The sequence below is a fragment of the Pedobacter borealis DSM 19626 genome, assembly GCF_000708285.2.
GTDB lineage: Bacteria > Bacteroidota > Bacteroidia > Sphingobacteriales > Sphingobacteriaceae > Pedobacter > Pedobacter borealis.
The window spans coordinates 1-24,265 of record NZ_JAUG01000042.1 but is presented as its reverse complement, the minus strand read 5'-3'; the positions used below and the strand labels follow the sequence as shown (position 1 = coordinate 24,265).

Genomic DNA, 24,265 nt, shown 5'->3' with positions numbered 1-24,265 from the left:
CTTATATTCTATTTAAATTTTTATTTATTAACCTTTTATTGAATTACCATAACCAACAATGAGTACCGAAATGATGATGGTTAAAATACCCGCCAAAACAGTAATCAACGTTTTTCTCGACACACCTTTCCACTCTTTTAATACCAGCCCCCATATGTTGGCGATGAGAATGATAAAGGCCATGTGCAGAATCCACGAACTGGCGCCGTTGCCCATTTTGCTTTCGCCCATGCCATAGAAAAAGAATTGTAAGAACCATGTAGTACCTGCCAGGGCAGAAAAAATATAGTTTTTTAACAGTGGTGTTTTTGCATTGGTATAATCGCCAAATGTTTTATTCCTTGCATTTAATACCATACACCAGATAAAATTAGTGGTTAGGCCTCCCCAAAGCACAATTACATAAGTAACGTTGTTCTGGAATAGGAAATTACCTGTTTCAGCAGGGTTTGCAGCTTTCCAGATGGCATTCGCTGCATCAGCCATTGGCTTTCCTGCTTCAATACCAAAATTGAAACAGGCACTTAAAACCCCTGAAACAATCCCCACAAACAAGCCAAGTCCGAATTTATATTCTGTTTTTACCTCCATGCCATGTGGATCGGTAATACCAGATTTCATTTCCTTTTCCTTCATCATACCTGCTTTACCGCAGATTACAATACCGATAACACAGACTAAAAGCCCAAGCAATACCATACGCCCCCAATCGGTGTGTAAAAACATGGTAAAAGTATCTTTACCTGCCTGCGGGAAAAAATCGAAGTAAATGGATGGCAGGATTGAACCCAAAACCATACAAAGTCCTAAAATGATACTACTCCCTAACGATACCCCCAGATAACGAACACCTAAGCCATAGGTTAAACCTCCGATACCCCAAAGCACACCAAAAAAATAGGTTAACCATAAAATGCTACTGTTGGTACTGGTTATAATTGCCGTAAAATTCGGGATGGTTAAAAAAGCAGCAAGTGGCGGAACGATTAACCAGGAGAAGATTCCTCCAACGATCCAGTAACTTTCCCAGGCCCAGCCTTTAACTTTTTTGTACGGAATATAAAAACTTCCGGAGGCGAAACCACCGAAGAAATGAAAAATTAAACCTAAAATTGCTTGCATGCTCTATTAATATATTTGGTTGCTCTAAAATAGAATATACAGTAATTTTAACTGTTATGCACTGTTATGGATGGGGATAATATGGGATTATTTAGTCGGAAGACAGAAGACGGAGGTTGGAAGCTATGGTGTAGAATTACAAGCGCGTCGTAATGGGCTTTTAGGTTAATTTTCGTGATGCCAGGTATTACTATCTGACACTTCTTCAATTCTTTATCAATAAAATTCTATATAACAGATGTCATTTCGAGAAGAGTGCAATAAAGTCGAGAAATCTATGAATTAACTAACAGAATTTTCTTAACTGATTTCTCTCCCAAAATTTCGGGACTGTGCTTCAGTCGAAATGACGATCATTAATTAATTCTCTGCAAAATATCTTCAATTACCTCAACCGATTTGAGGATTTTATAATGTCCCACGTCTTCAAAAGATTTTGGAGTTATTGCAGGATATTTATCCAGGAATTCTTTAAGGAATGGGAATGGCGAAATATGATCAGCTGGATCGAATGCCAGGAAATGATTTAAATCCGGACTTAGTTGATACAGTTCGGTTAGGTTAAAGTGGCTTACAGGAACGGGGAACTCTTTGGCAAAGTTGTTGAAAAAGATATCCTGATCTTTAGTTCCGATGTTTACCGAATCTAAACTCTGCTCGAAGTTTTCTTTAAGTCTGATTAACGGTGCGACGCTAATAAGCAGATTGGGGGTAAACCGAGCTCCTGCAGCGCAATTACGTTGGCCATTCCACCCAACGAATGCCCAATTAAGGCATCAGGATGCGCATAGTTTAAGGCAATAGATTTTACTGAACCAGCATATAACATCAGGTTGGAAAATTCAGAGATTGAACTTCCGTTGCCAGGTGCATCAAAAGCAATGATTTCCAGGTCATCTATTTTCAGGAGTTCAATAATCAGCTCATAAAAATCTAAAGCCTTCGAAGCCCAGCCATGCGTAAGTAACACTTTACGTTTTCCATTCCCCCAGCTAAAGCAGTTAATGCTTATCGGCATTGGTAAAATAGGCATCAAAAACCTTGAGGCTAAACTGCTTTGATACAGCGACCAGCTGTTCCTGATGCAGGCGCAATGGCATTTTGGGTGAGTAGAAAATAAACTCACGCATTAAAGCTGCATCAGGCGCTGCCTGTGTTAATTTAAGCTCGTTTACAATTTGTTTTAGCCTTTTCAATTCGAGCTTATTTATGGGTTAAACCAAATGTGATTTTAAATCAGCTGGCGAATAGTTGATTGATTTTAAAGTTTTGTCATCAGACTTCCTGAATACCAAAAACAGTCCGTCGATTTCTTTGTAATAAGATTCGGTCTGGTCTTTATTTAAGTAAAACTGAATGGTTTGTTCAGCCTCTTCTACCGTTTTACAGGCTTTGCTCATATTAGAGCGGTGAACTTCATCAAATAAAGTTTTAAATTTTCCGCCCAGGCCGAACTCGTGGATGGCACCAGCCAAAACATACTGCAGATCGCAAAGGGCATCAGCAACTTCTACCAGATCGTCATTTTCTACTGCTTCCTGCAGTTCTTTCAACTCTTCGGCTAAAAGCGAAATACGCAAATTGGCTCTCTGTTTTGAAGGAATAACAGGACTTTCTAAAATTGGATGTTTAAAGGTAGTATGAAATTCTGCAACCTGGTTTAGCGAATTCGTTTCTTGCATGGTGATGTTTGATTTAATCTTTATACAGCAAACTTAAAAAAATCGGAAGAAATAATACGGAAAATTTATGCACACTGTTAGGTTGGTTAATCGGTTAACTGTTTAAATTGGTTAATTGATTGTTGAATTGTTAAAACTAGTTAGCGGGTTAACCGAAGATGACTCCCCAAATCAAACCTTCAACAATTAACCAACCCGCCTTAATGTCCTCAACTTCTTAATGATCCCAAAAACCAAAGCATAAAAGGTTTTTTACCATTAAGGGATTAAGAACATGAAGTTTTTAAGCACAAGTCGAAATGAGGTGCGTCATGTGAATTTATTTCAGAATCTATGTGGCTAGTCTTTTGATACGAAAACACGAATTTGCACAGATTTTACTTTGAGCTTTAGTCTTTACCTTTTTTATCATTAAGGGATTTAGAACATTAATGTAGAAATTGGTTTACTAGAGTTCATCCCAACAATTTAGCAATCAAACCCTCGACAATTAACCAGTTAACCGATTTATACAATTAACCAATCTACCCATTCTTCTTCCCTTCCCTCACCACTTTAAAAAATTCTTCTTTATAGGTTTCGCCGATGGGAATCGCTTCGTCGCTAATATAAACGGTATTCCCATCTATCATCTTAATTTTTTCGATAGAGATAATGTACGATTTATGGATGCGGTAAAAAGGCGGTCGGGGCAGCTCAGTTTCCAGCTCACGCAGTGCCTGGTAGGTCACAATCCTTTGGGTGGCGGTATAAACTGAAACATAGTTTTTCAATCCTTCAATGTATAGGATATCTTCATAATTAACCTTGATAAACTTGTTCTTGGTATCACCTTTAATGAAAATAAAATCGCTTCCCTGTGCTACTTGCTGAATAACCACTTCTTGTTGCACAGGTATCACAGGCATTAAAATCTGTTGTGCTTTAGTAGCTGCTTTATAAAAGCGCTCGTATGAAATCGGCTTAAGCAGATAGTCTACCACATCTAGGTCAAAACCTTCTAAGGCGTATTCGGGATAAGCGGTGGTTAGGATTACTTTGCATTTACCGCCGCAGATTTTCAAAAACTGGATGCCGGTTAACTCTGGCATCTGTATGTCTAAAAAAACAAGATCAACTTTACCTTCCTGAACCAGGTTAAGTGCTTCAAAAGCATTGGTTGTTGTACCTGTCAACTCCAAAAAAGGAGTTTTATTTATAAATGTGGCAATAATATCTGATGCGTAAGATTCGTCATCAACAGCTAAACAGCGGATCATGTTTGAAATATATTAAAGTTGTCGACCTATTTTCGGGATAAAATTTTCAAAGTTTGCCCGTTTATTTGAATAATTACCCATTCTTACAATAATTACCTTATTTTTCGGATTGACATACACAAATTGACCGAGAATTCCTTCCGCCATATAATCATGTGCCAATAATTTAAAATAATAACTGTTGTATTTTGTCTTTTTAATTTCCGCATTAGCATTTAACTTGGCCAATGCAGCTTTTGCGCCGTCTAAATCTTTATAGTAACGAAAATCGTAACAAGCCCACCATTGGTTTTTGTAACCAAGTTTATCAAGCGTATCTGGATTTGAGGTAGTTTCCACCCATCTTTTAGATATGATTTGATTACCATCCCAATTTCCATTATTAATGTAAAGTCGACCCAATTTAGCAAAATCATTAGCAGTAGCATTTATACAGCAGAATGCTTTTGCAGTTTTTTGGTTATCCAAACTCCATAACGCGTTCGATTCGGCCTGTAAAGGTTGCCATAAATAGGCCGATAACAGATCTTGGATCTTCTTACCGCTTGCTTTCTCTAAAACAGCTGAAAGCAATTGTGTATTTACACTTTGATATTCGAATTTTAATCCTGGTTCGCCTTTCATTTTAAGATTAGCGATTTGATTATCTAATGAGCTGCCGTAATACAATTTGGTAATGGCAGAAAATGGTGTTTCCTTATTCTCATCATAATCAATTGCCGATTGCATATCCAAAACATGTTGAATGGTCAATTTATTGAAGCGGGCATCATTTTTAACCAAATCAGGCAAATACCGAATTACCAAATCATCCGAAGATTGTATTATTTTTTTATCAATGGCGATACCAACCAGCGTTGCCACAAAAGATTTTGCTACGGAAAAACTTGGGTGCAATGTGTTTTCATCCATGTTTTCGGCAAATCGTTCATAAATTATTGTATCATTTTTAATCACAACAAAAGCATTTGTATTGGTTCTGTTTAGAAAAGTATCTAAATAGGTTTTTAATTTCAAATGCTTGGCTTGAGCTAAATCGCTGGCAAAACGAAATGGTTTTTTCGTCGATAAAATCCTTGCATTTTTAAACTTACTGCTGTCGCCTAAATCGGGCTGCCACCACCAGATTGCTCTAATGGGCGCACAAGCTGTCGCAAATAAACAGCTAATTAAAAAAAGGATAATTACAACGTGTAATTTAGATAATTTCACCATCGAATTATAGATTTAAAATTAATGTGCTTTTATAGGTATTGCCATTATTAGAAATCAGTAACTCATGTTTTTCGGGATAAATCAGATCCAGCCTACGGTGGATATTCACCATACCCACGCCATTGGAGTGATCTTTCTGTGCGTGACTGATCTTATTGCTCACCTCGAAACTTAATCGTTTGTTCTGCACCTTAAGTTTAATGCGCACAGGCTGTGCTTCATCATTTACCACGCCATGTTTAAGGGCATTTTCAACAAAAGGGATCAGGATCAGCGAAGCTATTTTTTGATTGGCAATGCCCTCGGTTGTAAACTCGACATAAAATTTGGGTTCAAAACGCATCTTAAATAATGCAACATAACTCTCTAAATATTCTACTTCCTTTTCTAAACTCACTTTACCATCAGGACTATCATTTAAAGTATAGCGCATTAAATCTGATAACCGCAAAACAGCATTGGCCAGTTGATCGGATACAGGAATGGCCAAAGAATAAACATAATTTAAGGTATTGTACAGAAAGTGTGGATTGATCTGCGATTTCAAAAATGAAAGCTCGGCTTTAACCACTTCCTCTTTAAGTTTTCTGTTGACCTGCTCTGACTTGAAGCTCTGCTCAATACCATAAACCGCAGCGGGCAATACAATATAGGCAAGGCTCCAGTAAATATTATCAGAAATGTAATGCGATGCGGTTGTACCTTCTGCATAATTATGAAAACCAAACCATTTTAAATATAATACTTCTTCTATCAGATACCTTAGGCCTATAAATATGGCAATAGTAAATATAATGCCACTGATTAGCTGAGGCGTTTTATTCTTCTTTAAGAATTTCGGATAAACCCATAGGTAACAGATGTAGAACTCTATCAATTGGATAAAATTCATTGATATACTGAAAGCCGATTGCCTTAAAGTAACTCCTTCTATAATTGCCCCGCCATAAAAATAGCCTAAAACAAGTAGCCAGCAAAGTATATGAATGGAAATGGTTTTTGTTGTTTTCATAGCCTAAAACTATACAAAGCTTTTTTAACCGCCTATTTTCTTATTCCAAACACGTAAATAATTATCCCAACCTGGTCATTTTAAGGATCAACACCTTTTATTACCCAAAAAAGCATTGGGATAATATTTTAAAGGGTTGGGATTATATAATTTTTAGACTAATGCAACCTCTCCATCTTTGAATCGTCAATTATAAAAACAAACACGATGATGAACCTCTTATTTAAATCTGCTCTTTTTGCTTTGTTTATTTTTAGCTTTCAAACTGCTTTTGCTCAAAACATTAAGGTATCGGGAACTGTTACCGATAAAAATAATAAAGCACTTGATTATGCTTCAGTAGCATTAATCCACTTACCCGATTCGGCTTCGGTTGCCTTACCAGTCACCAACCAACAGGGTGTATACGAGTTCAGCAATGTTCAACCTGGCCGGTATTTGATCAAAGCCTTAATGATGGGTTACGGAAAAAACCAATCTGCACCATTCGAAGTAAAAGATATCGCCGTTAAAGTTCCATCGATTATACTGGCAGACCGCTCTCAAACCCTGAAAGATGTAAACATTATATCTAAAATGCCCATAATTGGTCAAAAAGCAGACCGGGTGATTGTAAATGTAGAACAGATGAATACTGCAGGTGATAATGCACTGGAAGTAATCAGCCGGTCGCCGGGCGTAAAACTGGATAAGGACGATAACATTGTGCTGAAAGGTAAAAAAGGAATCAACGTGATGATCGATGGTAAGATGAGCTATATGACGGGCGTGGAATTAACCAATTACCTCAAATCGCTACCTGGATCGGTGTTAAGCAAAATCGAACTGATTTCTAACCCTCCATCCTCTTTCGATGCTGCTGGCACAGCAGGGATCATCAACATTAAACTCAAAAGAAATAAAATGCAAGGCTTTAATGGGAACCTGAATCTTGGCGGTGGTTACGGCCGTTATGAAAAAGTTTACGCTGGCACCAACCTGAATTACAATATCGGTAAGGTGAGTACCTATGTACGTTTAAACGCCGGACACTATAATTCATACAACAGGTTAACTTTAAACAGAACAATTGGCGACGAACAATATAACCAGCTTAATTTCTGGCACCCGGTAACCAACAGCTTAAATTATTCTACCGGTGCTGATTATTTTATCAATGAGAAACATACCTTGGGCTTAATGGTAAAAGGCTTTACCGCACCTGAAGAAACCAAGGTAAACAGCAATTCGGTAAATTATAATGCAGCGGGTATAAAAATGGGCGGAACATCGATGTTTAATCCGCAAAGTAATACCGAAAAAAACCATGCACTTAATTTAAACTACCGTTTCAAAACAGATACATTGGGCGGAGAACTGGGTTTTGATGCCGATTATGTTCAATACGACAACAGCAAGAACGAAACCTTTACCAATAATTACCTCGATGCCAGTGATCAGCTGATCGGCAATCCAATCGATTTACGCAATGAAGGTATGGGCAATGTTTCTATCTATTCCATTAAGGCCGATTATAGCTTAAATTTTTCAAAAACATTAAAAATGGAAACTGGCTGGAAAAGCAGCTGGGTAAAATCGCAGAGCGATGTACGTTTCGATTCGCTAAAAACCGCTGGCTGGATTAACGATCCGCGCCGAACCAACGCCTTTTTATACAATGAAAACATCAATGCAGGTTATCTTTCTTTAGATCAGAGCTTCAAAAACCTACAGATCAAAGCAGGTTTACGTGCAGAACAGACTTTGGGCAATGGCAGTTCATCGGGCACCAATACGCTGATTGACAGGAAATACTGGAAACTTTTCCCAACGCTATTTATCTCCTTAAAACTGGATTCGAACAACCTCGTAACGGCTGCCTACCGAAAAAGTATTAACAGGCCATCATACAGCAGTTTAAATCCCTTTACCTTTTATACCGACCCCTATACTGCCATACAGGGAAACCCATTATTACAGCCATCTTACGCCAATAGTTTTGAATTTAATTACTCGATTAAAAATTTCAGGGTATTAACGTTGAGCTATTCGGTAAGTAATGGCGCGATGTGGGAAGTGATTTATCAGAATAATAGCACAAAAGAAAGTATCTCCAGGCCAGAAAACCTGAACCGTACAACAAATTTTTATATGGCCACCGGAAGTCCTTTTGATGTAACCAAATGGTGGAACAACAGTACCGAAGTTTCTGTTGGTTATAACCGCACCACATCGGCAGTACAGGGAAATGGCTATAATGCTTTCTCGTGGAACTGGTCCGTTATGTCGGATAATACCATCACTTTGCCCAAAAACTACAGTTTAACGATGTATGGTTATTACGATTCTCCTTCTATTTCTGGTTTATTCCGCAGTTTGGGAAATTATCAGCTCAATGTTGGCGCTAAAAAGTCATTCTGGAACAAAAATGCAACGTTGGCCTTAAAAGTAAACGATATCTTTAATACCAGTAAATTCAGAGCCAATCTGGAGTACAATAACATTAAAACCTATTGGCAGAACGAATGGGAAAGCCGTAGGATAAACTTAAGTTTCACCTATAAATTCGGGAACATGAAAATCAAAACTGCCCGCAGCAGACAAACCGGAACAAGCGATGAGGAAAGCAGGGTAGGCAAAAATTAAGAATAAAGGTTAATTGTATAAATCGGTTAGCTGTTTAATTGAGCAATTGTTCAAATCAGTTAACCGATTAAGCAGTTTCAACAATTAACCTTCTATAAAACCATTAGCATCCAAACATTACAGGCAAAATGGCCTGAATTACCCAATGGAGCTACGATTTTTTTAAATCCTGCCTTTTCGTACATCTCAATTGCCCGGGTAAGCGATGGAAACGATTCCAGATAAATCTCATTATAGCCAAAATGCTGCGCCGACTCTATACTTTTCTCCATAAGCATTTTGCCAATGCCTTTGCCACGCGAAGATGCCGAGGTATATAATTTAACCAGTTCAACACAACCCTCTGGCAAACCTTCGGTTGGATAAATACCGCAGCCGCCAACAATAAGTCCATCCTCTTCGGCCAGCCAGTAAGCCGATTGAGGGTGCTCGAAAAGTGTAGATAACTCATCGGTTGTAGGATCGGTATAAACCGTGCCCGGCTTGTCTATTTTAAATTCTCTTAAAACAGCCCTGATCATTTCAGCTGTTGCAGTATTATCCTGTGCAGTTATCTTCCGGATGGTAATGGCCATGTCTTTTCTTTTTGTAAAGTTAATGGTTTAGGTTAATTGTTTAAATCGATAGATTGTTAAATTGTTCTGATTTGATCTTTAGTTAACCGGTTTAAACAATTAACCGATTAAGCAATTAACCTATCTAAAATAGATTTATTATTTTGGCGTTATGTTTGCAGTATATAAATATCCAAATTTTTGGATATTTATGCTATCACCTAACACACATAAAATGAAACAAAGATTATTAGTATGCCTTTTAACTGTTGGCCTTTTTGGCTGTGGAATAAACAGGCAGGCACAGCAGATAAAAGCCCTGGAAGACTGCACCTATAAAATTACAGGTGTACAACAGGTATCGATTGCAGGTACAGATGTTAAAAAGTTAATGGATCAGCAAAGCTTTAGCTTAACCAGCTTACCTGGGGTTGCATTGGGTTTGTTAAGAAAAGACATTCCTTTAAGAGCCAATCTGAATTTAGAAATAACTAACCCATCGAGTAATTTAGCAGCCATCAACCAGTTCGAATATAAAATATTGGTGAATAATACCGATTTGGCAGAAGGCATTGTTAATCAAAATGTAAGCATTGCACAGGGACAAACAGTTACTGTTCCGGTACAACTGGTAAGCAACATTTACGGGTTAGTATCTAACGGCAATGTTTTTAACGATATTATCAAGGCTGCTCAGAAAGGATCAGCTTCAAAAGATGAAAAATTAGGTTTATTAACCATTAAAATAAAACCGACCTTTATGCTGGGCAATACACCTGTTAAATATCCAGGTTACATTACCATCAATAAAGATATCAGCAGTAAAATATTATTGTAAATACCACCACAAATAAAAATGCCCGCTTAATTAAATATGTTAAGCGGGCATTTTTTATTAAAGAACTTTTATTAAAATTTCTTATCTGGTGTCATCACCATTCCCTTAAATCCTTTTGGATCTAACTTTTCATCTAATGCTCTTAGTTCTGCTACAGATAGTTTTGATGGCATTACGGTTGTGGTTGTACTTAAGCTAGCTGTTTTTGCTGCTGTAGTTACAAAATTTCCGTTCTTGGCATACAACAATGCGTAGGCCAACAAAGTCTCTGTTTCATCGCCCCATGCTTTGGTTAAATCTTCTGCTGATTCTTTATCAACCGTTAGGCCAGAATAGTAACCACCAACGCCAACTTTATTTTTGGTTTCAAATTCTGGAATATACATATCCACCTTATCTATTCTGATTGGGAAGAAACCAACAGGTTTACCATAAGTTGTTCTACCAATCAGTTTTACATCCATTACCGGTTTTAAGCTGTTAATGGTCAGCTCGCTTGCCGAGGCTGTTGATCCAGTTACTATAAAATAAACTCTGTTTAATGATAATGAGCCAGACTTTGCAAATTTCTCTATATTATCAGCAGCTGTTGGTGAATAATTTAAATCGGCATAAGTGGCATACTTTCCGTTTACACCCGTGGTAAAGGTCTGTAATTTACCAGCATCATCTAACAGCGGTTGGTGTGCCAAAACGGAGGCTTTGCGCTGAGCACTAGTGATTGATTGTAGGTAATTATTGTAATAAGAAGTAAACATCGTATTACCTGTTTCTCCTGCAGGTGCAACCAAATTGATTATCTGGGTAGCTGTTGAAACATAACCACCGCCATTATAGCGTAAATCAATGATCAATTCACTTACCCCCTGGGTAGCAAAATTAGAAAAAACCGTATTTATTGCTGCAGAAGCATTATTGGTGAAACTATTGAATACAATATAACCAACTTTCTTTGTACCAACCGTATAAACATTGGTAAACAATATTGGGTTAACGGTATATAAACTGCTAGATACAACAGCTGTTTTTTGGTTGCCGCTAATATCATTGAAAGCCAGGGTCACCGTTGCATTTGTGCCAAAAATAGCACTATTTAAAAAATTAATTGCACCAGGATAGGTCAGATCTGTTCTTCCGTTTACACTGGTTATCCTACAGCCACGAGTTAAACCCTGCAATGCTGCTGGCGAGTTGGGATAAACATATTTTACCCTTAAATCTGTAGTGTTATTATATTGAACAGAAAAACCGTAATCATTGGCCGAGCCATTTACATCAGCTTTAAGTGCCCCGGTTTTTCCAGTCGTAACTGCCGTGTAATCGAAAAACGAATATTTGGGCTCGCCAGAATTACTTACATATTCATATGGCTTTCCTGTTGCCGGATCTAAAGAATATTGTGTCATAGCGTATAACTCAGCTTCATTCGAACTAAATCCACGCGGATTAAACACTTCATAAGTTGGTAGCGAAGTATTCCAATAATAAAGTTCTTTACCATATAAAAAGATAGAATCTTTAGTCAACTCATCCCGCTTTCCGGTAGGCGTAGTAACAACTGGCGGGGTTACTGGCTCATCAGGCGCAGAACTGCTCTTTTTGCAGCCGGTAATGGCCCCAAAGCTTAAAAAACCTAGTGCAACCAGGTAAAGGAATTTCTTATTTCTCATTGAAATTATTGTAACATTATCTTTTATATACGTACTGGGCAAAGGTTAAGTTCTTCGGGAAGAAACTTTTGTCAACCAACAAACTAAATTTAATTCAAAATATTGTGTTCTTGTGCATATGCATCAGTGAATTACGTAAATCTATCAATTAAATTACTTTGCACTGAGATATTTAGCAAATTTTAACAAGATCTACCAAACCAGTGTTGCACTGTTAGTCCTTATGCCCCCATAAATTGTCGCCTTTGCACCGCTTAAGTCAATCAAATCCGCTGCAAATTTGTTATACTAAATTAGCTGATTTAAAAACCAAGAACCATGGAAAAGATCGAATTTAAAACCACAATTAACGCCACAGCAGAAAAAGTTTGGGATACGCTGTTTGGCGTAGAAACCTACCCCAAGTGGACAGCTGTTTTTGCAGCAGGATCGCGTGTAGAAACCGATTGGAAAAAAGGAAGCAAGGCCCTGTTTCTGGGTGATAACGGAGATGGAATGGTAGCTGTGATTCAGGATAATATCCCTAACCGGTATATGTCTATTAAACACCTGGGCGAAATAAAAGACAGCAAGGAAGATTTCAGCGGAGATTGGGGCGAGACACTCGAGAATTATACGCTCAATGAAAAAGATGGCAAGACAGAACTCCTCATCGATATGGACATTAACAATGAATGGAAAGATTATTTCGAAAAAACTTGGCCAAAAGCGCTGGATAAGGTTAAAGAACTAGCTGAAAAACGGAGCGAATATCATGTGGAGACATAAAAATCGATGGGCCTCTGGATAAAACGGAGGCTTTTTTTTTGTAAACGAAATATCAGATCAAAAAATCATGCCCGATCGGGAACAAAAGACAGCCAAAACTTAGAAATCATTCCCAAACGGGTATAACATTTACTATAAAATTTCACAAGAATGCCGCAATCTCGAACTATTCCTCTGACTTACCCTTGGTAGTAGATCCCGACTAATATTTGGTTTAAAAAATTCAAACTGATAGATTTATGCAAAATCCACAATATGAATTTCTCAGATTCTGAAGAATTACGGTCAATATTATGGCCAAGAGTAGAAAAACCACTGCTAAAAGGTTATTTTGGAGGCGTCTTTAATAAAGAACACAACAAATTTTATGCTGCAACTTTAACAAAAATATCGGAAATAGATTATGACGATTTTGAATATCATCATGATCTATTTCATGGTTATACCTCATTGTTCTATGATTTTAAACAGGCAAAAAATTTCATTACTCCTGATTCCTGGCAAAGCAAATCAACCCGTGAGCTTATTGATGAAAAAGTATATACCTATTTTTCGGTTTCCTTTACGGGCATGTTCTTTGAAGCCGAGTGGTTTATTTTAAAAAGCCTTACCTTTTATGGTAATCAGAAAGATGAAATTGAAGTTAGAGATGATATTCAAAAACCGTGTAACAATGCCAATTTTTGGCATGATTGCTTGTTTCTTCCGAACGCACCTCTCCAGCATGATGTACTAGGCAAAACGGTTACCTTAAGAGATATACAGTTCGAAGAATTTAAAGATTCACCCTACTTAGTAGCCATTTTAAAGCAGGAAAAAAAAGAAAAAATAAACAGAGCTTTTGCAAATTATTGCGACGAAGAGTTTATTAAACCATTTTTTGAAGAGATTCGAATAACTTTTCCATCAGAATATACAGAACTATGCCCGTTAAGAATTAACTATCCTATGATTTTTCCGGTGCATAAAAAACAGGTTATTTTTTGTGCACTTGTAGCCGATTATCAGAATAAATGGCGATTAAGGTATTATTTGCTAAACATGGAGGATAGGCAATTTTATGAGTGGGTGTATTTTAAGAATGATGAACATGATTTCTCCTTTTTCTACAGCGATTTAATCATAAATAATCTAAAGACCATTTCAAATTGGGACGAAGATGATTTTCTTGATTCATCGTGCACGATGGATGATGATTTTTTTTGGAAAGAATATGTTTTCAGAAAAGAAAATAACAGTTTCCTCTTTTTAAAATTACTTTAAAAAATAAAAGCCTTACATTTCTGTAAGGCTTTCGTTTAGAAGTGGTGCCACCTGGATTCGAACCAGGGACACAAGGATTTTCAGTCCTTTGCTCTACCGACTGAGCTATGGCACCTCCTTTTGGGATTGCAAATGTAGCATTCTTTTTTTCAAATCCAAAAATGGATTCTAGATTTTTTTCTAAAAATACGATCTTAAAGCCTCATCCTTTTGATAAGCAAGAAGATGCTGTGAAAAAATATTTTTATTTCCGCTTAGGTATTCCTTTTTGAAATGGCATAAAACCAAAAAAGCCTCTCATTTCTGAAAGGCTTTTGGAAGTGGTGCCACCTGGATTCGAACCAGGGACACAAGGATTTTCAGTCCTTTGCTCTACCGACTGAGCTATGGCACCATCCGTTTGGGATTGCAAATGTAGCGTTCTTTTTTCAAAAGCAAAATTTTTTTTCGATTATTTCATTGCTACGCTGATTATCAATTAATTAATTTTTCACGATTCTTAAAACAGGCCTTAATCCTTGCTTAGAATGAGTACAAACAAACAATTTTATTATTTTTTTTATGCATGCATAGCATTTTATTTAGATTAATATCCTAATTTAGCGTAACAATCTAATATTGCATGGTAGCACAGATCCTTTTTCTAGTACTTACACTTGCAGCAATTGCGCTGTTTACAGTTAACCTGCGTAAAATAATTCGCAATATCCGTTTAGGAAAACCGGTAGATCGAAAAGATCAGCCGCAAAAAAGGTTAATGACCATGCTTCGCGTGGCATTTGGTCAGTCTAAAATGGTTGTCCGCCCTATCCCTGCCTTTCTCCACTTTTTTGTTTACATCGGTTTCGTAATCATTAACATTGAAGTATTGGAGATTATCATCGATGGTTTATTCGGCACACACCGGATTTTTAATGGTTTGGGTGGTTTATATAACTTTCTGATCGGATCTTTCGAAATCCTCGCCTTTACTGTTTGGGGTTCATGCGCTATTTTTCTTGTACGCAGAAATATCCTAAAACTTAAACGCTTTAGTGGCGTTGAGATGAAAAGCTGGCCAAAATCTGATGCCAATTACATCCTTATTACTGAGATTTTGTTAATGAGCGCTTTCTTATTAATGAATGCAGCCGATGCAAAATTACAGCTTTTGGGCGCCAGCCATTATGTTAATGCCGGTGCATTTCCAGTGAGTCAATATTTAATTAATATCCTGCCTTCATCAGAAAGTGCCCTGGTTATCTTAGAACGCAGCTGCTGGTGGTTTCACATTATAGGCATACTGGCTTTCTTAAATTACCTGCCTTATTCGAAACATTTTCATATTCTTTTCGCCTTTCCAAACACCTACTTTTCTAATTTGGAACCTAAAGGTGAGTTTACAAATATGGCCTCAGTTACTAATGAGGTGAAAGCCATGCTCGATCCTTCTTTTGTTCCGGCAGAAACCGAACCCGGTAAATTTGGAGCCAAAGACGTAACCGATTTAAGCTGGGTAAACCTCATGAATGCTTATACCTGTACCGAGTGCGGAAGGTGTACTTCAGTATGTCCGGCAAATATTACTGGTAAACTTTTATCGCCGCGGAAAATTATGATGGATACCCGCGACCGCATTACCGAAGTGGGCCAAAATATTGATAAACACGGCGCTGAACATCAGGATGGAAAATCTTTATTGGATGACTACATTAGCAGAGAAGAAATTTGGGCCTGCACCAGTTGTAACGCCTGTGTAGAGGCCTGTCCGGTAAACATCGATCCATTACAGATTATTATGGAACTTCGCCGTTTTGCCGTGATGGAAGAGTCGCAGGCACCAGGCAGCATTAACGCGATGATGGGAAATATTGAAAACAACCAGGCACCCTGGAAATACTCTCCAGCCGATCGTTTTAACTGGGCACAGGAAAACTAGCAATTGACAGTTTTCAGTTGGCATTGAATTAAAATAATAATTACATCAGGTCTTGATACTTGATACTAGATACTAGACAAATGGAATTTAAAGTCCCTACAATGGCAGAGTTGATGGCCGCAGGTGAAGAACCGGAAATATTATTTTGGGTTGGCTGTGCTGGAAGTTACGATGAAAGAGCGCAGAAAATTACCCGCGACATTTGCAAGATCTTACATCATGTAGGCATAAAATACGCTGTTTTAGGAACAGAAGAAAGTTGCACCGGAGATCCTGCTAAAAGAGCCGGTAACGAGTTTCTTTTCCAGATGCAGGCCATGACCAATATTGAGGTATTGAATGCTTACAACATTAAAAAAATTGTAACAGGCTGTCCACATTGCTTCAATACCATTAAAAATGAATATCCCGGTTTAGGCGGCACCTACGAAGTGATCCACCATACGCAATTGATCCAGGATCTGATTAACGAGGGCAAACTAAAAGCTGAGGGTGGCGAAAGTTTCAAAGGCAAAAAAATCACCTATCACGATCCATGTTATTTGGGCCGTGGAAATGGAATTTACGAAGCGCCTAGAAAAGCCCTGGAAGTACTTGATGCACAGTTGGTAGAAATGAAACGCTGCAAAAGCAATGGCTTATGCTGTGGTGCCGGAGGCGCACAGATGTTTAAAGAACCAGAAAAGGGAAATAAAGATATTAATGTAGAACGCATTGATGAGGCTTTACAAACCAATCCGCAGGTTATTGCTGCAGGTTGCCCGTTTTGTATGACCATGCTAAGCGACGGCATTAAACTAAAAGATAAAGAACAGGAAGTTAAGGTGTTGGATATTGCCGAGATTACAGCAAGGGCAAACGGCCTGTAACCTTCGCTTTTAGATTCACTTAATAAAAAGCCGTTTCATAAGCGTTAATTTAAATTCAATCTGTCACGTTGAGTCTGTCGAAACGCTTAAATCTGTAATTAAACAGATCCTTCGACAAGCTATAAATGACAGATTTCAATAGAAAGATCGTCATTGCTGAAAAAGCCTTCTCGCACCCGATAGCTATCGGATGATGGTCACGCGCTCGGTCCGTCACCCTGAACTTGTTTCAGGGTCTTTTATTATAGTTTTTCACCATATAAGGCATGTAAGAACATATGAGGCGTTGAGCTTATAGGTAACTTATGTGTCTTATATAGTTCAGTTTTGGCCGCTATATCACAAAGGTACTAAACTTTGTGTTCTTTGTGACTTGGTGGTTAATCTTTTCTCTGCTGTCATTAATATTGATTTTTTTACAATAAATTACCCCTCATGATGACAAATCAATATTAATGAAACCTGTGCTCCAAACATAACCGACGAACTTAATCTTTATTATTTGACGGTTTTTTATTTTTAGGAAAGCAATAGCAGTATTCCATAGGGCAATTTCTTCCTGCTCTACCTTCTGCCATGAAAAATGGCATTCGTTCGATCAGGTTTAGTTTAGCCATTTTCTGCTACGATGTCGGTTTCCGTGCCACAGCCCCAAGTCCATAGCCCTGATCGAAGCGGCATCCCCGATATTTCATCGGGATAAAGCAAAGAGCAGGACTAACATAAAAAAAAGCATATGACATTGCGCTCCAAAATTGTCAATATTTTACTTCATACAATATACGACTGGTGTTAACAACGGAATTAATAAGACTGGAAAAAGATAATCAACTCGCTTGAAATGCTCATCGTCAGAGACAAGTTAAGGCTTCTGAGAAATTAAAACCTCCGCATTAATTTTATTCAGGTTATCGCGGATCAGGTTTAAATCTTCAGCCTCCATATTTTTTAACGGAATAACCAGCTGCGTAGCCATCGAATCTACATCGCCTCCCTTGTCTTTATAGGTCTGCACAATTACGTCGTCACCTTTGGTATGGATATACAATTTGCCCGAAGTAGTTGTACCATAATAGTCCATATCTTTAAATTTCGACAGCTTAAATGCGAAATACTCTGTTTTACCGTTATTAAAATAACGCTTGTAACGGCAAAAGCCATTGTTGGTAACATTTAGCTCATAACGCTTTACCTGCTCGCTTTCCTGACCGTTATCGTAATGATCGGTAAATGTTTTTTGAAGAAAATTGATCGATTGCGCTACGGTTTCGGGGTCGGAAAAAGCACATAAAAACATACAAAAAGCCGAAATAAGGGATATTTTCAAGCAGAGTGTAAACTTTTTCATCAGGTTAGCGTTTTAAACACACTAATTTAATTAAAATCATAAATTTGTATATGAGTTTTTCTCCACAATCAAGAGTTTGGGTATACCAAAGCGATCGCAAATTTACTTCTACTGAAGAAAATGAGATCTTAAACAAATTAGCAGCTTTTACTAACCAGTGGAAAGCACATGGAAATGAATTGCTTGCAAAAGCAGAAATCCGCTATGGTTTTTTTATTATCCTAACGGTCGACGAAAGCCAGGCGGGCGTTACCGGTTGCGCTATTGATAGCTCTGTTCGCTTAATTAAAGAAATTGAACAGGAATACCATGTAGACCTTTTTAACCGTTTCAACATCGCCTACAAAGTAAATGGAGAAGTTGTAGTAAACAGCAAAGAAGATTTTGAAACTTTGGTAAATATCAAACAGGTAACACCAGAAACGATTGTTTTTAACAATATGGTACAAAATCTAGCCGAGCTGGAAAGCAAATGGGAAGTGCCATTCCAAAACAGCTGGCATTCTACTGTTTTTGCCCATTTACTATAAAATTATGTTTATTGTAATTTTTAAATTTCAATAAAAAAGAGCGTCATTGCGAGAAGGAACGACGAAGCAATCTTTCATGCTTATAAGCCTTGTTATAAAGATTGCTTCATCCAATGAAAAATTGGCTTCGCAATGACGATTTTTTGGAGCCTATCATTTCTAAAAAAGATCCTAATGGAGGATCCTTTCTACAAACACAGGCTAGCCGATTTCTCCATTACACATTTCTTAACCTCACAATACCATCCTGATCTCGAATCACTTCTGGGCTAACTTTTTCTAAAACGTACAGTGCTAACTGAGATTATTTTCTCAGTCAGCCAAACAATTAGCTAGCAAAAAACATTATATTGGTTAAATCAAATAATGTCTATGAAGCGCTGGCTCAAAATCTCTTTAAAAATTATATCGGTTATTGTTGTTCTGATTATCCTCACCTGGTTGGCAGGAGCATTTTACATCAGTAGAAATAAAAAAGAAGTACTCGCTTCTATCCTATCACAGCTCAATAAAAATTTAAACGGAAAAATTACCGCTACCAGCATGGAACCAACACTCCTGAAAAGTTTTCCCGGGGTTTCGGTATCCTTAAACGGCGTTTTACTGAGAGATAGTTTATGGAACCAACATAAACACGATCTTTTAAAAGCGCAGGATATAGATATATCGCTAAACGTACTTTCGCTCATTGTAGGTAATATCAACATTAAACAGATTGCCATCAACAATGCGGCTATTTATATCTACACCGATTCTACTGGCTATAGCAACACCAGTATTTTTAAAAGCAGACCTAAAAACGATAAAAAATCGTCGCCAAAATCTTCCGCATTAGAAGTCAAAAAAATAGATTTTAACAAGGTTAGCCTGATATTAGATAACAAAAAGAGATTCAAGTTATTCAATTTCGATATTGATCAGATCCAGGGCAGAATGCAATACCCTGATAGCGGCTGGACAGGTAAAATCAAATTGATGACCAAGGTGAACAGTTTCGCCTTCAACACGCGTAAAGGAAGCTTTATAAAAGACAAAACTTTAGATGGAACATTAACTGCACGTTATAGCCGTGATCTTGATGCAGTAATTCTGAGTCCCGAAATCTTGAACATTGGCGGGCACCCTTTTAAAATCGGTGCTAAAATAGAATTGGATAAATCTGCTTTTGCCATTAGCATAGCTGTTGATGATATATTATTCAGAGATGTTGCCTTACTCTTATCACCTAATATCTCCTCAAAACTCTTAAAGTTCGGCATAGAAAAACCGATCGATATCCGGGGAAATATTGTTGATGACGGATTAGGGAAATACGGAGATCCCTTGATCAAAGTAGGCATAACCGTTCGGGATAATGTGGTTTCTATTCCGGCAGGTAAATTAACGGCCTGTAATTTTGATGGTTCCTTTACCAATCGGGATACCGTTGGTGGTATTATTGGTGATGAAAATTCATCCATAAAATTCCACAGGCTTACGGCAAAATATTTTAATGCACCGCTTAAGATAGACACTTTCACAGTGAATAATTTATCGCGTCCAATTGCTACCGGGTTGGTAACCTCGCAATTCCCCCTGTCCAATTTAAACAATTCATTGGGCACGAACGATTTTGAATTTAAAAACGGAACAGCCAACTTAAGGCTTTACTGTAAGGCAGATATTGATAATTTCAGATTTACCAAACCTGTTGTTTCAGGTAAAATACAGATTGCCGATGCCGATATCCTTTACATCCCTCGGAAGCTTCATCTGGTAAAAAGTGCCTTAAACATCAACTTCAACCAGAACGATTTATCGATACAGAACGGGCATTTCCAGTTGGGCAAAAGCGAGCTTAATGTAAGCTGTAGCATCGCCAACTTTGCTAACCTGTATTATACTGCTCCCGAAAAAATATTGGTGAACTTAAAAATGTCTAGCCCGCAGCTCTACCTAAAGGAGTTTTTACCCTTCTTAGGACCAAGAACAGCGAAGAAAAAATCGAGCGGAAACAAACAAGTGGTTTCCAAAGAGCTGAGCAATGTGCTGGAGCTTTCGAAAATGAATATCCGTTTAACCGTTGATAAAGCTATTTATGATAAGTTTTTAGCTAAAAATCTCGATGCCGATATTTCTTTGCGTGGCGGGGGTATTTTCTTCAACAAAATAAGCGTGGCCCATGCGGGTGGTCAGTTATCGCTGACTGGAAATATTATGCAGGAAGCCGCCTCAAATAGCTTTAAAATCAATTCAAAGATCAGCCATGTAAGTGTTAAAGATTTCTTTTATTCATTTGATAACTTTGGACAGAATACCATTACCAACAAAAATTTAAAAGGGTATTTATCAGCGTTGGCCAACATTTCCGGAAGGATATCGCACACGGGAAAAATTCTTCCGAGATCGATAAATGGAAAAGTGGTATTCAACCTGAACAATGCCGCATTGGTTAATTTCGACCCGATGGTGAAGGTAGGGAAATTTGCTTTTGCCAACAGGAACTTATCAAATGTAGAAATCAAAAATCTTGATGGAACACTTAACGTGCGTGGTGATAAAGTAGAAATAAGTCCGATGCAGATAAATTCCAGCGCGTTAAACTTTAACGTAAAAGGTATTTATGCTTTAGGGAGTGGTACAAATGTAGAGATGGATATTCCGCTGAGAAATCCAAAGGGAGATGAAAACCTAACCAGATCGGAAAAAAGAGAAGCCCGTATGCGCGGCATCGTATTACACCTAAAAGCTGTTGATGACGAAAAAGGTGGAATAAAAATCAGGTGGAATAAGGATCATGACTAGTTTTAGTCCCAAGTCTGGAGCCCAAAGTCCTTAGTCGATAAATGGACTGAAGACTCGGGGCTTTGGACTGTCGACTAAAAATCCAGCGGCCCTAACCTATTCATATTTCTTAAAATCAGATATTGACGGTGCCTGATGTACGGGGTTGCATTTTTGGGTGTCCACCTTCTGGGGTTTGGAAAACAGGAAGCAATTAAAGCAGCCTGTTTCCTGGTCAGTTTTGTACAGGATTTGCCATAATACTCCTGGGCGGCGGCCTCGGCGCCATAAATCCCATCGCCCATTTCGATTACATTCAGGTAAACTTCCAATATTCTCTCTTTGCTCCAGAACAGTTCGATGAGTAGCGTAAAATAAGCTTCAAAACCTTTCCTTATCCACGACCGGCCAGGCCACAAGAAAACGTTTTTAGCTGTTTGTTGCGAAATGGTACTTCCACCCTTTACCTTTTTCCCTTTGGCATTACTGGCAAAAGCTTTTTCAATGGCTTTCATATCAAAACCGATATGTTTTAAAAAGAGTTGATCTTCGGCAGATACCGCAGCCCTTTTCATATTATCAGACATATCCTCAAATTTCACCCACTTTTTCTCTGTTTTAAAAGACTTACCATCGGCTTTACGTTCAATATTCCGTAGCACCATCAAAAGTGTAATAGGCGGATTGATAAAACGCAGGGCGATTACCCAAAACACAGAAACCAGCAGAAAATATAAAAATACTTTCGTAACAATATTGGTAATCTTCTTTAGAAGGGGGTGTTTTGATTTGCTTTTGGTTCTGCTTGTCCGCGTTTTCGCCATGGCGCAAAGGTAATTAAAGGGACGGAAGATGGGAAATGCAGGAGACGGGAATAATGCTAAAAAAATGTTTTTTTATGATCAAAAAATAAAGCCGAAATGCAAAATTCTCGTGGTAAACCTTTAATGTACGTGAAAATCACTTTGTTTATGTATTTTGTGATTCACTTTTTTAAACAGAGCGCAAAATAAAATTAACCAAATGAAAAAACTGAGTTATCTTCTTCTTGCCGTTACACTATGGGGCTGCAGTACAACCAAAAACATCAATAACCGATCTGAAAAATGGATAACACTTTTTAACGGAAAAGACATTAAAGACTGGAATGTTAAAATCCACCATCATGATTACAATGTAAACTACGGAAATACCTTTAGGGTTGTAGACGGCATAATACAGGTTCGTTATGATCAATATGGCGATTTTAATGATCAGTTTGGTCATCTTTATTACAAAACACCTTTCTCTTACTACCACCTCAAATTTAAATACCGCTTCGTTGGCAAGCAGCAAAAAGGTGCGCCAAGTTATACCCTACTCAACAGTGGTGTGATGTTTCATTCTCAGGACCCGAAAACCATGCCTAAAGAGCAAGATTGGCCAATTTCAATCGAAATGCAGTTATTGGGAGGTTTGAGCGATGGCAGGCCCCGCCCTACCGGAAATATGTGTTCGCCAGGTACAGATATTTTTTACAATGGCAGTAAGTTTCCAGGTCATTGTCTGGATTCGAGATCGAAAACATACGATGGCGACCAATGGGTATCCGGCGAGCTGATTGTTCTGGGCGACTCACTAGTCACCCATATTATAAATGGAGATACTGTACTCCAGTACAGCAAACCCCAGATTGGCGGAGGCGTTGCCAATGGCTACGATCCGAAAATTAAAATTGATGGAAAAGCACTTACCCAAGGTTTTATCGCCTTGCAAAGTGAAGGACAGCCTGTTGATTTTAAAGATATCCAGATTATGGAGCTTCCGCACCATAACAACAAAAAATCTAATTAAACATTTTTCGATACTATACGTTACAAGAACATGAAAGTTGCATTAATTACAGGAGGAAGTAAAGGAATTGGTTTCGGCATTGCCGAAGCCCTTTTAAAAGAAGGCTATAAAGTAGCCATTACCAGCAGGACAATTGCCAGCGCAAACCAGGCCGCATCACATTTGGTGGCACATGGTGATGTATTGGCCATTGAAGCAGATGTGGCAGATTTTAAATCTCAGCAAAATACGGTAAACCTGATACTCGAAAAATGGGGACAATTAGATATACTTATCGCCAACGCTGGCGTAGGGCATTTTGCACCTATTGACGAGCTGGATGTAGATTTATGGAAAGAAACCATTGATACCAATTTAACAGGCGTTTTTTATAGTATTAAAGCCAGTGTTGAAGAAATCAAAAAGAATAAGGGACATATTTTTACGATATCTAGCTTAGCGGGTACAAACTTTTTTGCGGGTGGCTCAGCTTACAATGCCAGTAAATTTGGTTTAACAGGTTTTACGCAATCGGTTATGCTCGATCTGAGAAAATATGGCGTAAAGGTGAGTACCATTATGCCAGGATCGGTAGCGAGCCATTTTAACGATCACCAGCCCAATACTGAAAATGATGCCTGGAAAATCCAGCCAGAGGATATGGGTAAACTGATTGTTGATTTATTGGCCATGCCAGCAAGGACTTTGCCGAGTAAGGTAGAAATCAGACCGACTACGCCGAAGGGGTAATGTAAGATGTAGTTAATTCTACAACAAAGTAAAATGTTCTTTATTTATCACTGCGGGAAGCAATAATTGTTTTCCGCAGGCTGTGCTAATTAAGCATCCTATTAACCTGAGTTCGATAATTATTAGCTGAAAATCATATCTTATACACGCCTAATCCAGCTTTATCGTCCTGCTGAATTTATTTCAGCATCTTTTTAGCGTGAAAGACCCTGAAATAAATTCAGGGTGACGACCGTCTTAACAGAAAACTTGATTAAAACGCCACAA

At 38.0% G+C, this 24,265-nt stretch carries 22 protein-coding genes and 2 tRNA genes; 11 read left to right on the top strand and 13 right to left on the bottom strand.

The genetic code is table 11. From position 1 onward, the window contains the following. Positions 1–27: 27 nt before the first annotated feature. The 7 genes from rhaT to AW17_RS12930 form a co-directional block, all read right to left on the bottom strand. Entirely contained in the window at positions 28–1,122 is a 1,095-nt protein-coding gene (gene rhaT / locus AW17_RS12960) for an L-rhamnose/proton symporter RhaT (protein ID WP_029277038.1), read from the bottom strand. Between the two features lie 679 nt (positions 1,123–1,801). Further along, complete coding sequence (locus tag AW17_RS12955; protein WP_029277036.1) at positions 1,802–2,140, bottom strand: alpha/beta fold hydrolase; 339 nt, start codon at positions 2,138–2,140, stop codon at positions 1,802–1,804. Beyond that, a complete protein-coding gene (locus AW17_RS12950; RefSeq protein ID WP_029277034.1) occupies positions 2,124–2,318 on the bottom strand; it encodes a hypothetical protein in 195 nt (64 codons plus the stop codon). Before AW17_RS12950 ends, AW17_RS12955 begins: the two co-directional genes overlap by 17 nt. 18 nt (positions 2,319–2,336) lie before the next feature. After that, complete coding sequence (locus AW17_RS12945) at positions 2,337–2,804, bottom strand: pyrophosphohydrolase domain-containing protein (protein ID WP_029277032.1); 468 nt, start codon at positions 2,802–2,804, stop codon at positions 2,337–2,339. A gap of 524 nt (positions 2,805–3,328) precedes the next feature. Then, positions 3,329–4,063: a LytR/AlgR family response regulator transcription factor gene (locus AW17_RS12940; protein WP_029277030.1), complete on the bottom strand. Its 735-nt coding sequence runs from the start codon at positions 4,061–4,063 to the stop codon at positions 3,329–3,331. A 12-nt stretch (positions 4,064–4,075) separates the two neighbouring features. Beyond that, on the bottom strand, positions 4,076–5,278 hold the full coding sequence (locus AW17_RS12935) for a serine hydrolase domain-containing protein (RefSeq protein WP_051691817.1): 1,203 nt from the start codon (positions 5,276–5,278) through the stop codon (positions 4,076–4,078). Between the two features lie 4 nt (positions 5,279–5,282). After that, positions 5,283–6,290: a sensor histidine kinase gene (locus AW17_RS12930; RefSeq protein WP_051691816.1), complete on the bottom strand. Its 1,008-nt coding sequence runs from the start codon at positions 6,288–6,290 to the stop codon at positions 5,283–5,285. A 207-nt stretch (positions 6,291–6,497) separates the two neighbouring features. Between AW17_RS12930 and AW17_RS12925 the strand changes: the two genes are divergently transcribed. Beyond that, a complete protein-coding gene (locus tag AW17_RS12925; protein ID WP_083488704.1) occupies positions 6,498–8,915 on the top strand; it encodes an outer membrane beta-barrel family protein in 2,418 nt (805 codons plus the stop codon). Between the two features lie 92 nt (positions 8,916–9,007). On the opposite strand, the gene AW17_RS12920 is transcribed toward AW17_RS12925, so the two are convergent. Next, on the bottom strand, positions 9,008–9,490 hold the full coding sequence (locus AW17_RS12920; RefSeq protein ID WP_029277022.1) for a GNAT family N-acetyltransferase: 483 nt from the start codon (positions 9,488–9,490) through the stop codon (positions 9,008–9,010). Between the two features lie 214 nt (positions 9,491–9,704). On the opposite strand from AW17_RS12920, the gene AW17_RS12915 reads away from it, so the two are divergent. Then, the gene (locus AW17_RS12915) at positions 9,705–10,307 is read left to right on the top strand and encodes a Rossmann-fold NAD(P)-binding domain-containing protein (RefSeq protein WP_029277021.1); all 603 of its coding nucleotides are present in this window, start codon (positions 9,705–9,707) and stop codon (positions 10,305–10,307) included. Positions 10,308–10,378: 71 nt separating this feature from the next. Here the strand turns inward: AW17_RS12915 and AW17_RS12910 are convergent, their stop codons facing one another. Beyond that, complete coding sequence (locus tag AW17_RS12910; RefSeq protein ID WP_051691815.1) at positions 10,379–11,977, bottom strand: S41 family peptidase; 1,599 nt, start codon at positions 11,975–11,977, stop codon at positions 10,379–10,381. A gap of 318 nt (positions 11,978–12,295) precedes the next feature. Between AW17_RS12910 and AW17_RS12905 the strand changes: the two genes are divergently transcribed. Further along, positions 12,296–12,745: an SRPBCC family protein gene (locus AW17_RS12905; protein ID WP_029277018.1), complete on the top strand. Its 450-nt coding sequence runs from the start codon at positions 12,296–12,298 to the stop codon at positions 12,743–12,745. 255 nt (positions 12,746–13,000) lie between these two features. Beyond that, a complete protein-coding gene (locus AW17_RS12900) occupies positions 13,001–14,008 on the top strand; it encodes a hypothetical protein (protein WP_029277016.1) in 1,008 nt (335 codons plus the stop codon). Between the two features lie 42 nt (positions 14,009–14,050). Here the strand turns inward: AW17_RS12900 and AW17_RS12895 are convergent. Then, positions 14,051–14,123 (bottom strand) — tRNA-Phe (locus AW17_RS12895). Between AW17_RS12895 and AW17_RS24195 the strand changes: the two genes are divergently transcribed. Then, complete coding sequence (locus AW17_RS24195; protein ID WP_157280286.1) at positions 14,116–14,280, top strand: hypothetical protein; 165 nt, start codon at positions 14,116–14,118, stop codon at positions 14,278–14,280. The genes AW17_RS12895 and AW17_RS24195 overlap by 8 nt on opposite strands. A 49-nt stretch (positions 14,281–14,329) precedes the next feature. Here AW17_RS24195 and AW17_RS12890 read toward each other — a convergent pair. Further along, positions 14,330–14,402 (bottom strand) — tRNA-Phe (locus AW17_RS12890). 228 nt (positions 14,403–14,630) lie between these two features. Between AW17_RS12890 and AW17_RS12885 the strand changes: the two genes are divergently transcribed. Continuing rightward, positions 14,631–15,926 (top strand): 4Fe-4S dicluster domain-containing protein, encoded by a 1,296-nt coding sequence (locus tag AW17_RS12885; protein ID WP_029277015.1) that lies wholly within the window; start codon positions 14,631–14,633, stop codon positions 15,924–15,926. 80 nt (positions 15,927–16,006) lie between these two features. Beyond that, on the top strand, positions 16,007–16,795 hold the full coding sequence (locus AW17_RS12880; protein WP_029277013.1) for a (Fe-S)-binding protein: 789 nt from the start codon (positions 16,007–16,009) through the stop codon (positions 16,793–16,795). Positions 16,796–17,657: 862 nt separating this feature from the next. On the opposite strand, the gene AW17_RS12875 is transcribed toward AW17_RS12880, so the two are convergent. Further along, positions 17,658–18,143 (bottom strand): hypothetical protein, encoded by a 486-nt coding sequence (locus AW17_RS12875; RefSeq protein WP_029277011.1) that lies wholly within the window; start codon positions 18,141–18,143, stop codon positions 17,658–17,660. 50 nt (positions 18,144–18,193) lie between these two features. Here AW17_RS12875 and AW17_RS12870 point away from each other — a divergent pair, with 50 nt between their 5' ends. Both AW17_RS12870 and AW17_RS12865 read left to right on the top strand, forming a co-directional pair. Further along, complete coding sequence (locus tag AW17_RS12870) at positions 18,194–18,673, top strand: hypothetical protein (RefSeq protein WP_029277009.1); 480 nt, start codon at positions 18,194–18,196, stop codon at positions 18,671–18,673. A 372-nt stretch (positions 18,674–19,045) separates the two neighbouring features. Continuing rightward, a complete protein-coding gene (locus AW17_RS12865; protein ID WP_029277007.1) occupies positions 19,046–21,457 on the top strand; it encodes an AsmA family protein in 2,412 nt (803 codons plus the stop codon). A gap of 74 nt (positions 21,458–21,531) precedes the next feature. On the opposite strand, the gene mtgA is transcribed toward AW17_RS12865, so the two are convergent. Then, positions 21,532–22,260 (bottom strand): monofunctional biosynthetic peptidoglycan transglycosylase, encoded by a 729-nt coding sequence (gene mtgA / locus AW17_RS12860; protein ID WP_029277005.1) that lies wholly within the window; start codon positions 22,258–22,260, stop codon positions 21,532–21,534. Positions 22,261–22,459: 199 nt separating this feature from the next. On the opposite strand from mtgA, the gene AW17_RS12855 reads away from it, so the two are divergent. Next, a complete protein-coding gene (locus AW17_RS12855; RefSeq protein WP_029277003.1) occupies positions 22,460–23,269 on the top strand; it encodes a 3-keto-disaccharide hydrolase in 810 nt (269 codons plus the stop codon). A gap of 30 nt (positions 23,270–23,299) precedes the next feature. Continuing rightward, positions 23,300–23,998, top strand: coding sequence for an SDR family oxidoreductase (locus AW17_RS12850; RefSeq protein WP_029277001.1), 699 nt, complete (start codon positions 23,300–23,302; stop codon positions 23,996–23,998). Positions 23,999–24,265: the final 267 nt, after the last annotated feature.

Bases quoted from the DNA above. Each gene is read 5' to 3' on its own strand.
- rhaT (WP_029277038.1), bottom strand. From the start codon at position 1,122: ATGCAAGCAATTTTAGGTTTAATTTTTCATTTCTTCGGTGGTTTCGCC.
- AW17_RS12955 (WP_029277036.1), bottom strand. From the start codon at position 2,140: ATGCCGATAAGCATTAACTGCTTTAGCTGGGGGAATGGAAAACGTAAA.
- AW17_RS12945 (WP_029277032.1), bottom strand. From the start codon at position 2,804: ATGCAAGAAACGAATTCGCTAAACCAGGTTGCAGAATTTCATACTACC.
- AW17_RS12940 (WP_029277030.1), bottom strand. From the start codon at position 4,063: ATGATCCGCTGTTTAGCTGTTGATGACGAATCTTACGCATCAGATATT.
- AW17_RS12935 (WP_051691817.1), bottom strand. From the start codon at position 5,278: ATGGTGAAATTATCTAAATTACACGTTGTAATTATCCTTTTTTTAATT.
- AW17_RS12930 (WP_051691816.1), bottom strand. From the start codon at position 6,290: ATGAAAACAACAAAAACCATTTCCATTCATATACTTTGCTGGCTACTT.
- AW17_RS12925 (WP_083488704.1), top strand. From the start codon at position 6,498: ATGATGAACCTCTTATTTAAATCTGCTCTTTTTGCTTTGTTTATTTTT.
- AW17_RS12920 (WP_029277022.1), bottom strand. From the start codon at position 9,490: ATGGCCATTACCATCCGGAAGATAACTGCACAGGATAATACTGCAACA.
- AW17_RS12915 (WP_029277021.1), top strand. From the start codon at position 9,705: ATGAAACAAAGATTATTAGTATGCCTTTTAACTGTTGGCCTTTTTGGC.
- AW17_RS12910 (WP_051691815.1), bottom strand. From the start codon at position 11,977: ATGAGAAATAAGAAATTCCTTTACCTGGTTGCACTAGGTTTTTTAAGC.
- AW17_RS12905 (WP_029277018.1), top strand. From the start codon at position 12,296: ATGGAAAAGATCGAATTTAAAACCACAATTAACGCCACAGCAGAAAAA.
- AW17_RS12900 (WP_029277016.1), top strand. From the start codon at position 13,001: ATGAATTTCTCAGATTCTGAAGAATTACGGTCAATATTATGGCCAAGA.
- AW17_RS24195 (WP_157280286.1), top strand. From the start codon at position 14,116: ATGGCACCTCCTTTTGGGATTGCAAATGTAGCATTCTTTTTTTCAAAT.
- AW17_RS12885 (WP_029277015.1), top strand. From the start codon at position 14,631: ATGGTAGCACAGATCCTTTTTCTAGTACTTACACTTGCAGCAATTGCG.
- AW17_RS12880 (WP_029277013.1), top strand. From the start codon at position 16,007: ATGGAATTTAAAGTCCCTACAATGGCAGAGTTGATGGCCGCAGGTGAA.
- AW17_RS12875 (WP_029277011.1), bottom strand. From the start codon at position 18,143: ATGAAAAAGTTTACACTCTGCTTGAAAATATCCCTTATTTCGGCTTTT.
- AW17_RS12870 (WP_029277009.1), top strand. From the start codon at position 18,194: ATGAGTTTTTCTCCACAATCAAGAGTTTGGGTATACCAAAGCGATCGC.
- AW17_RS12865 (WP_029277007.1), top strand. From the start codon at position 19,046: ATGAAGCGCTGGCTCAAAATCTCTTTAAAAATTATATCGGTTATTGTT.
- mtgA (WP_029277005.1), bottom strand. From the start codon at position 22,260: ATGGCGAAAACGCGGACAAGCAGAACCAAAAGCAAATCAAAACACCCC.
- AW17_RS12855 (WP_029277003.1), top strand. From the start codon at position 22,460: ATGAAAAAACTGAGTTATCTTCTTCTTGCCGTTACACTATGGGGCTGC.
- AW17_RS12850 (WP_029277001.1), top strand. From the start codon at position 23,300: ATGAAAGTTGCATTAATTACAGGAGGAAGTAAAGGAATTGGTTTCGGC.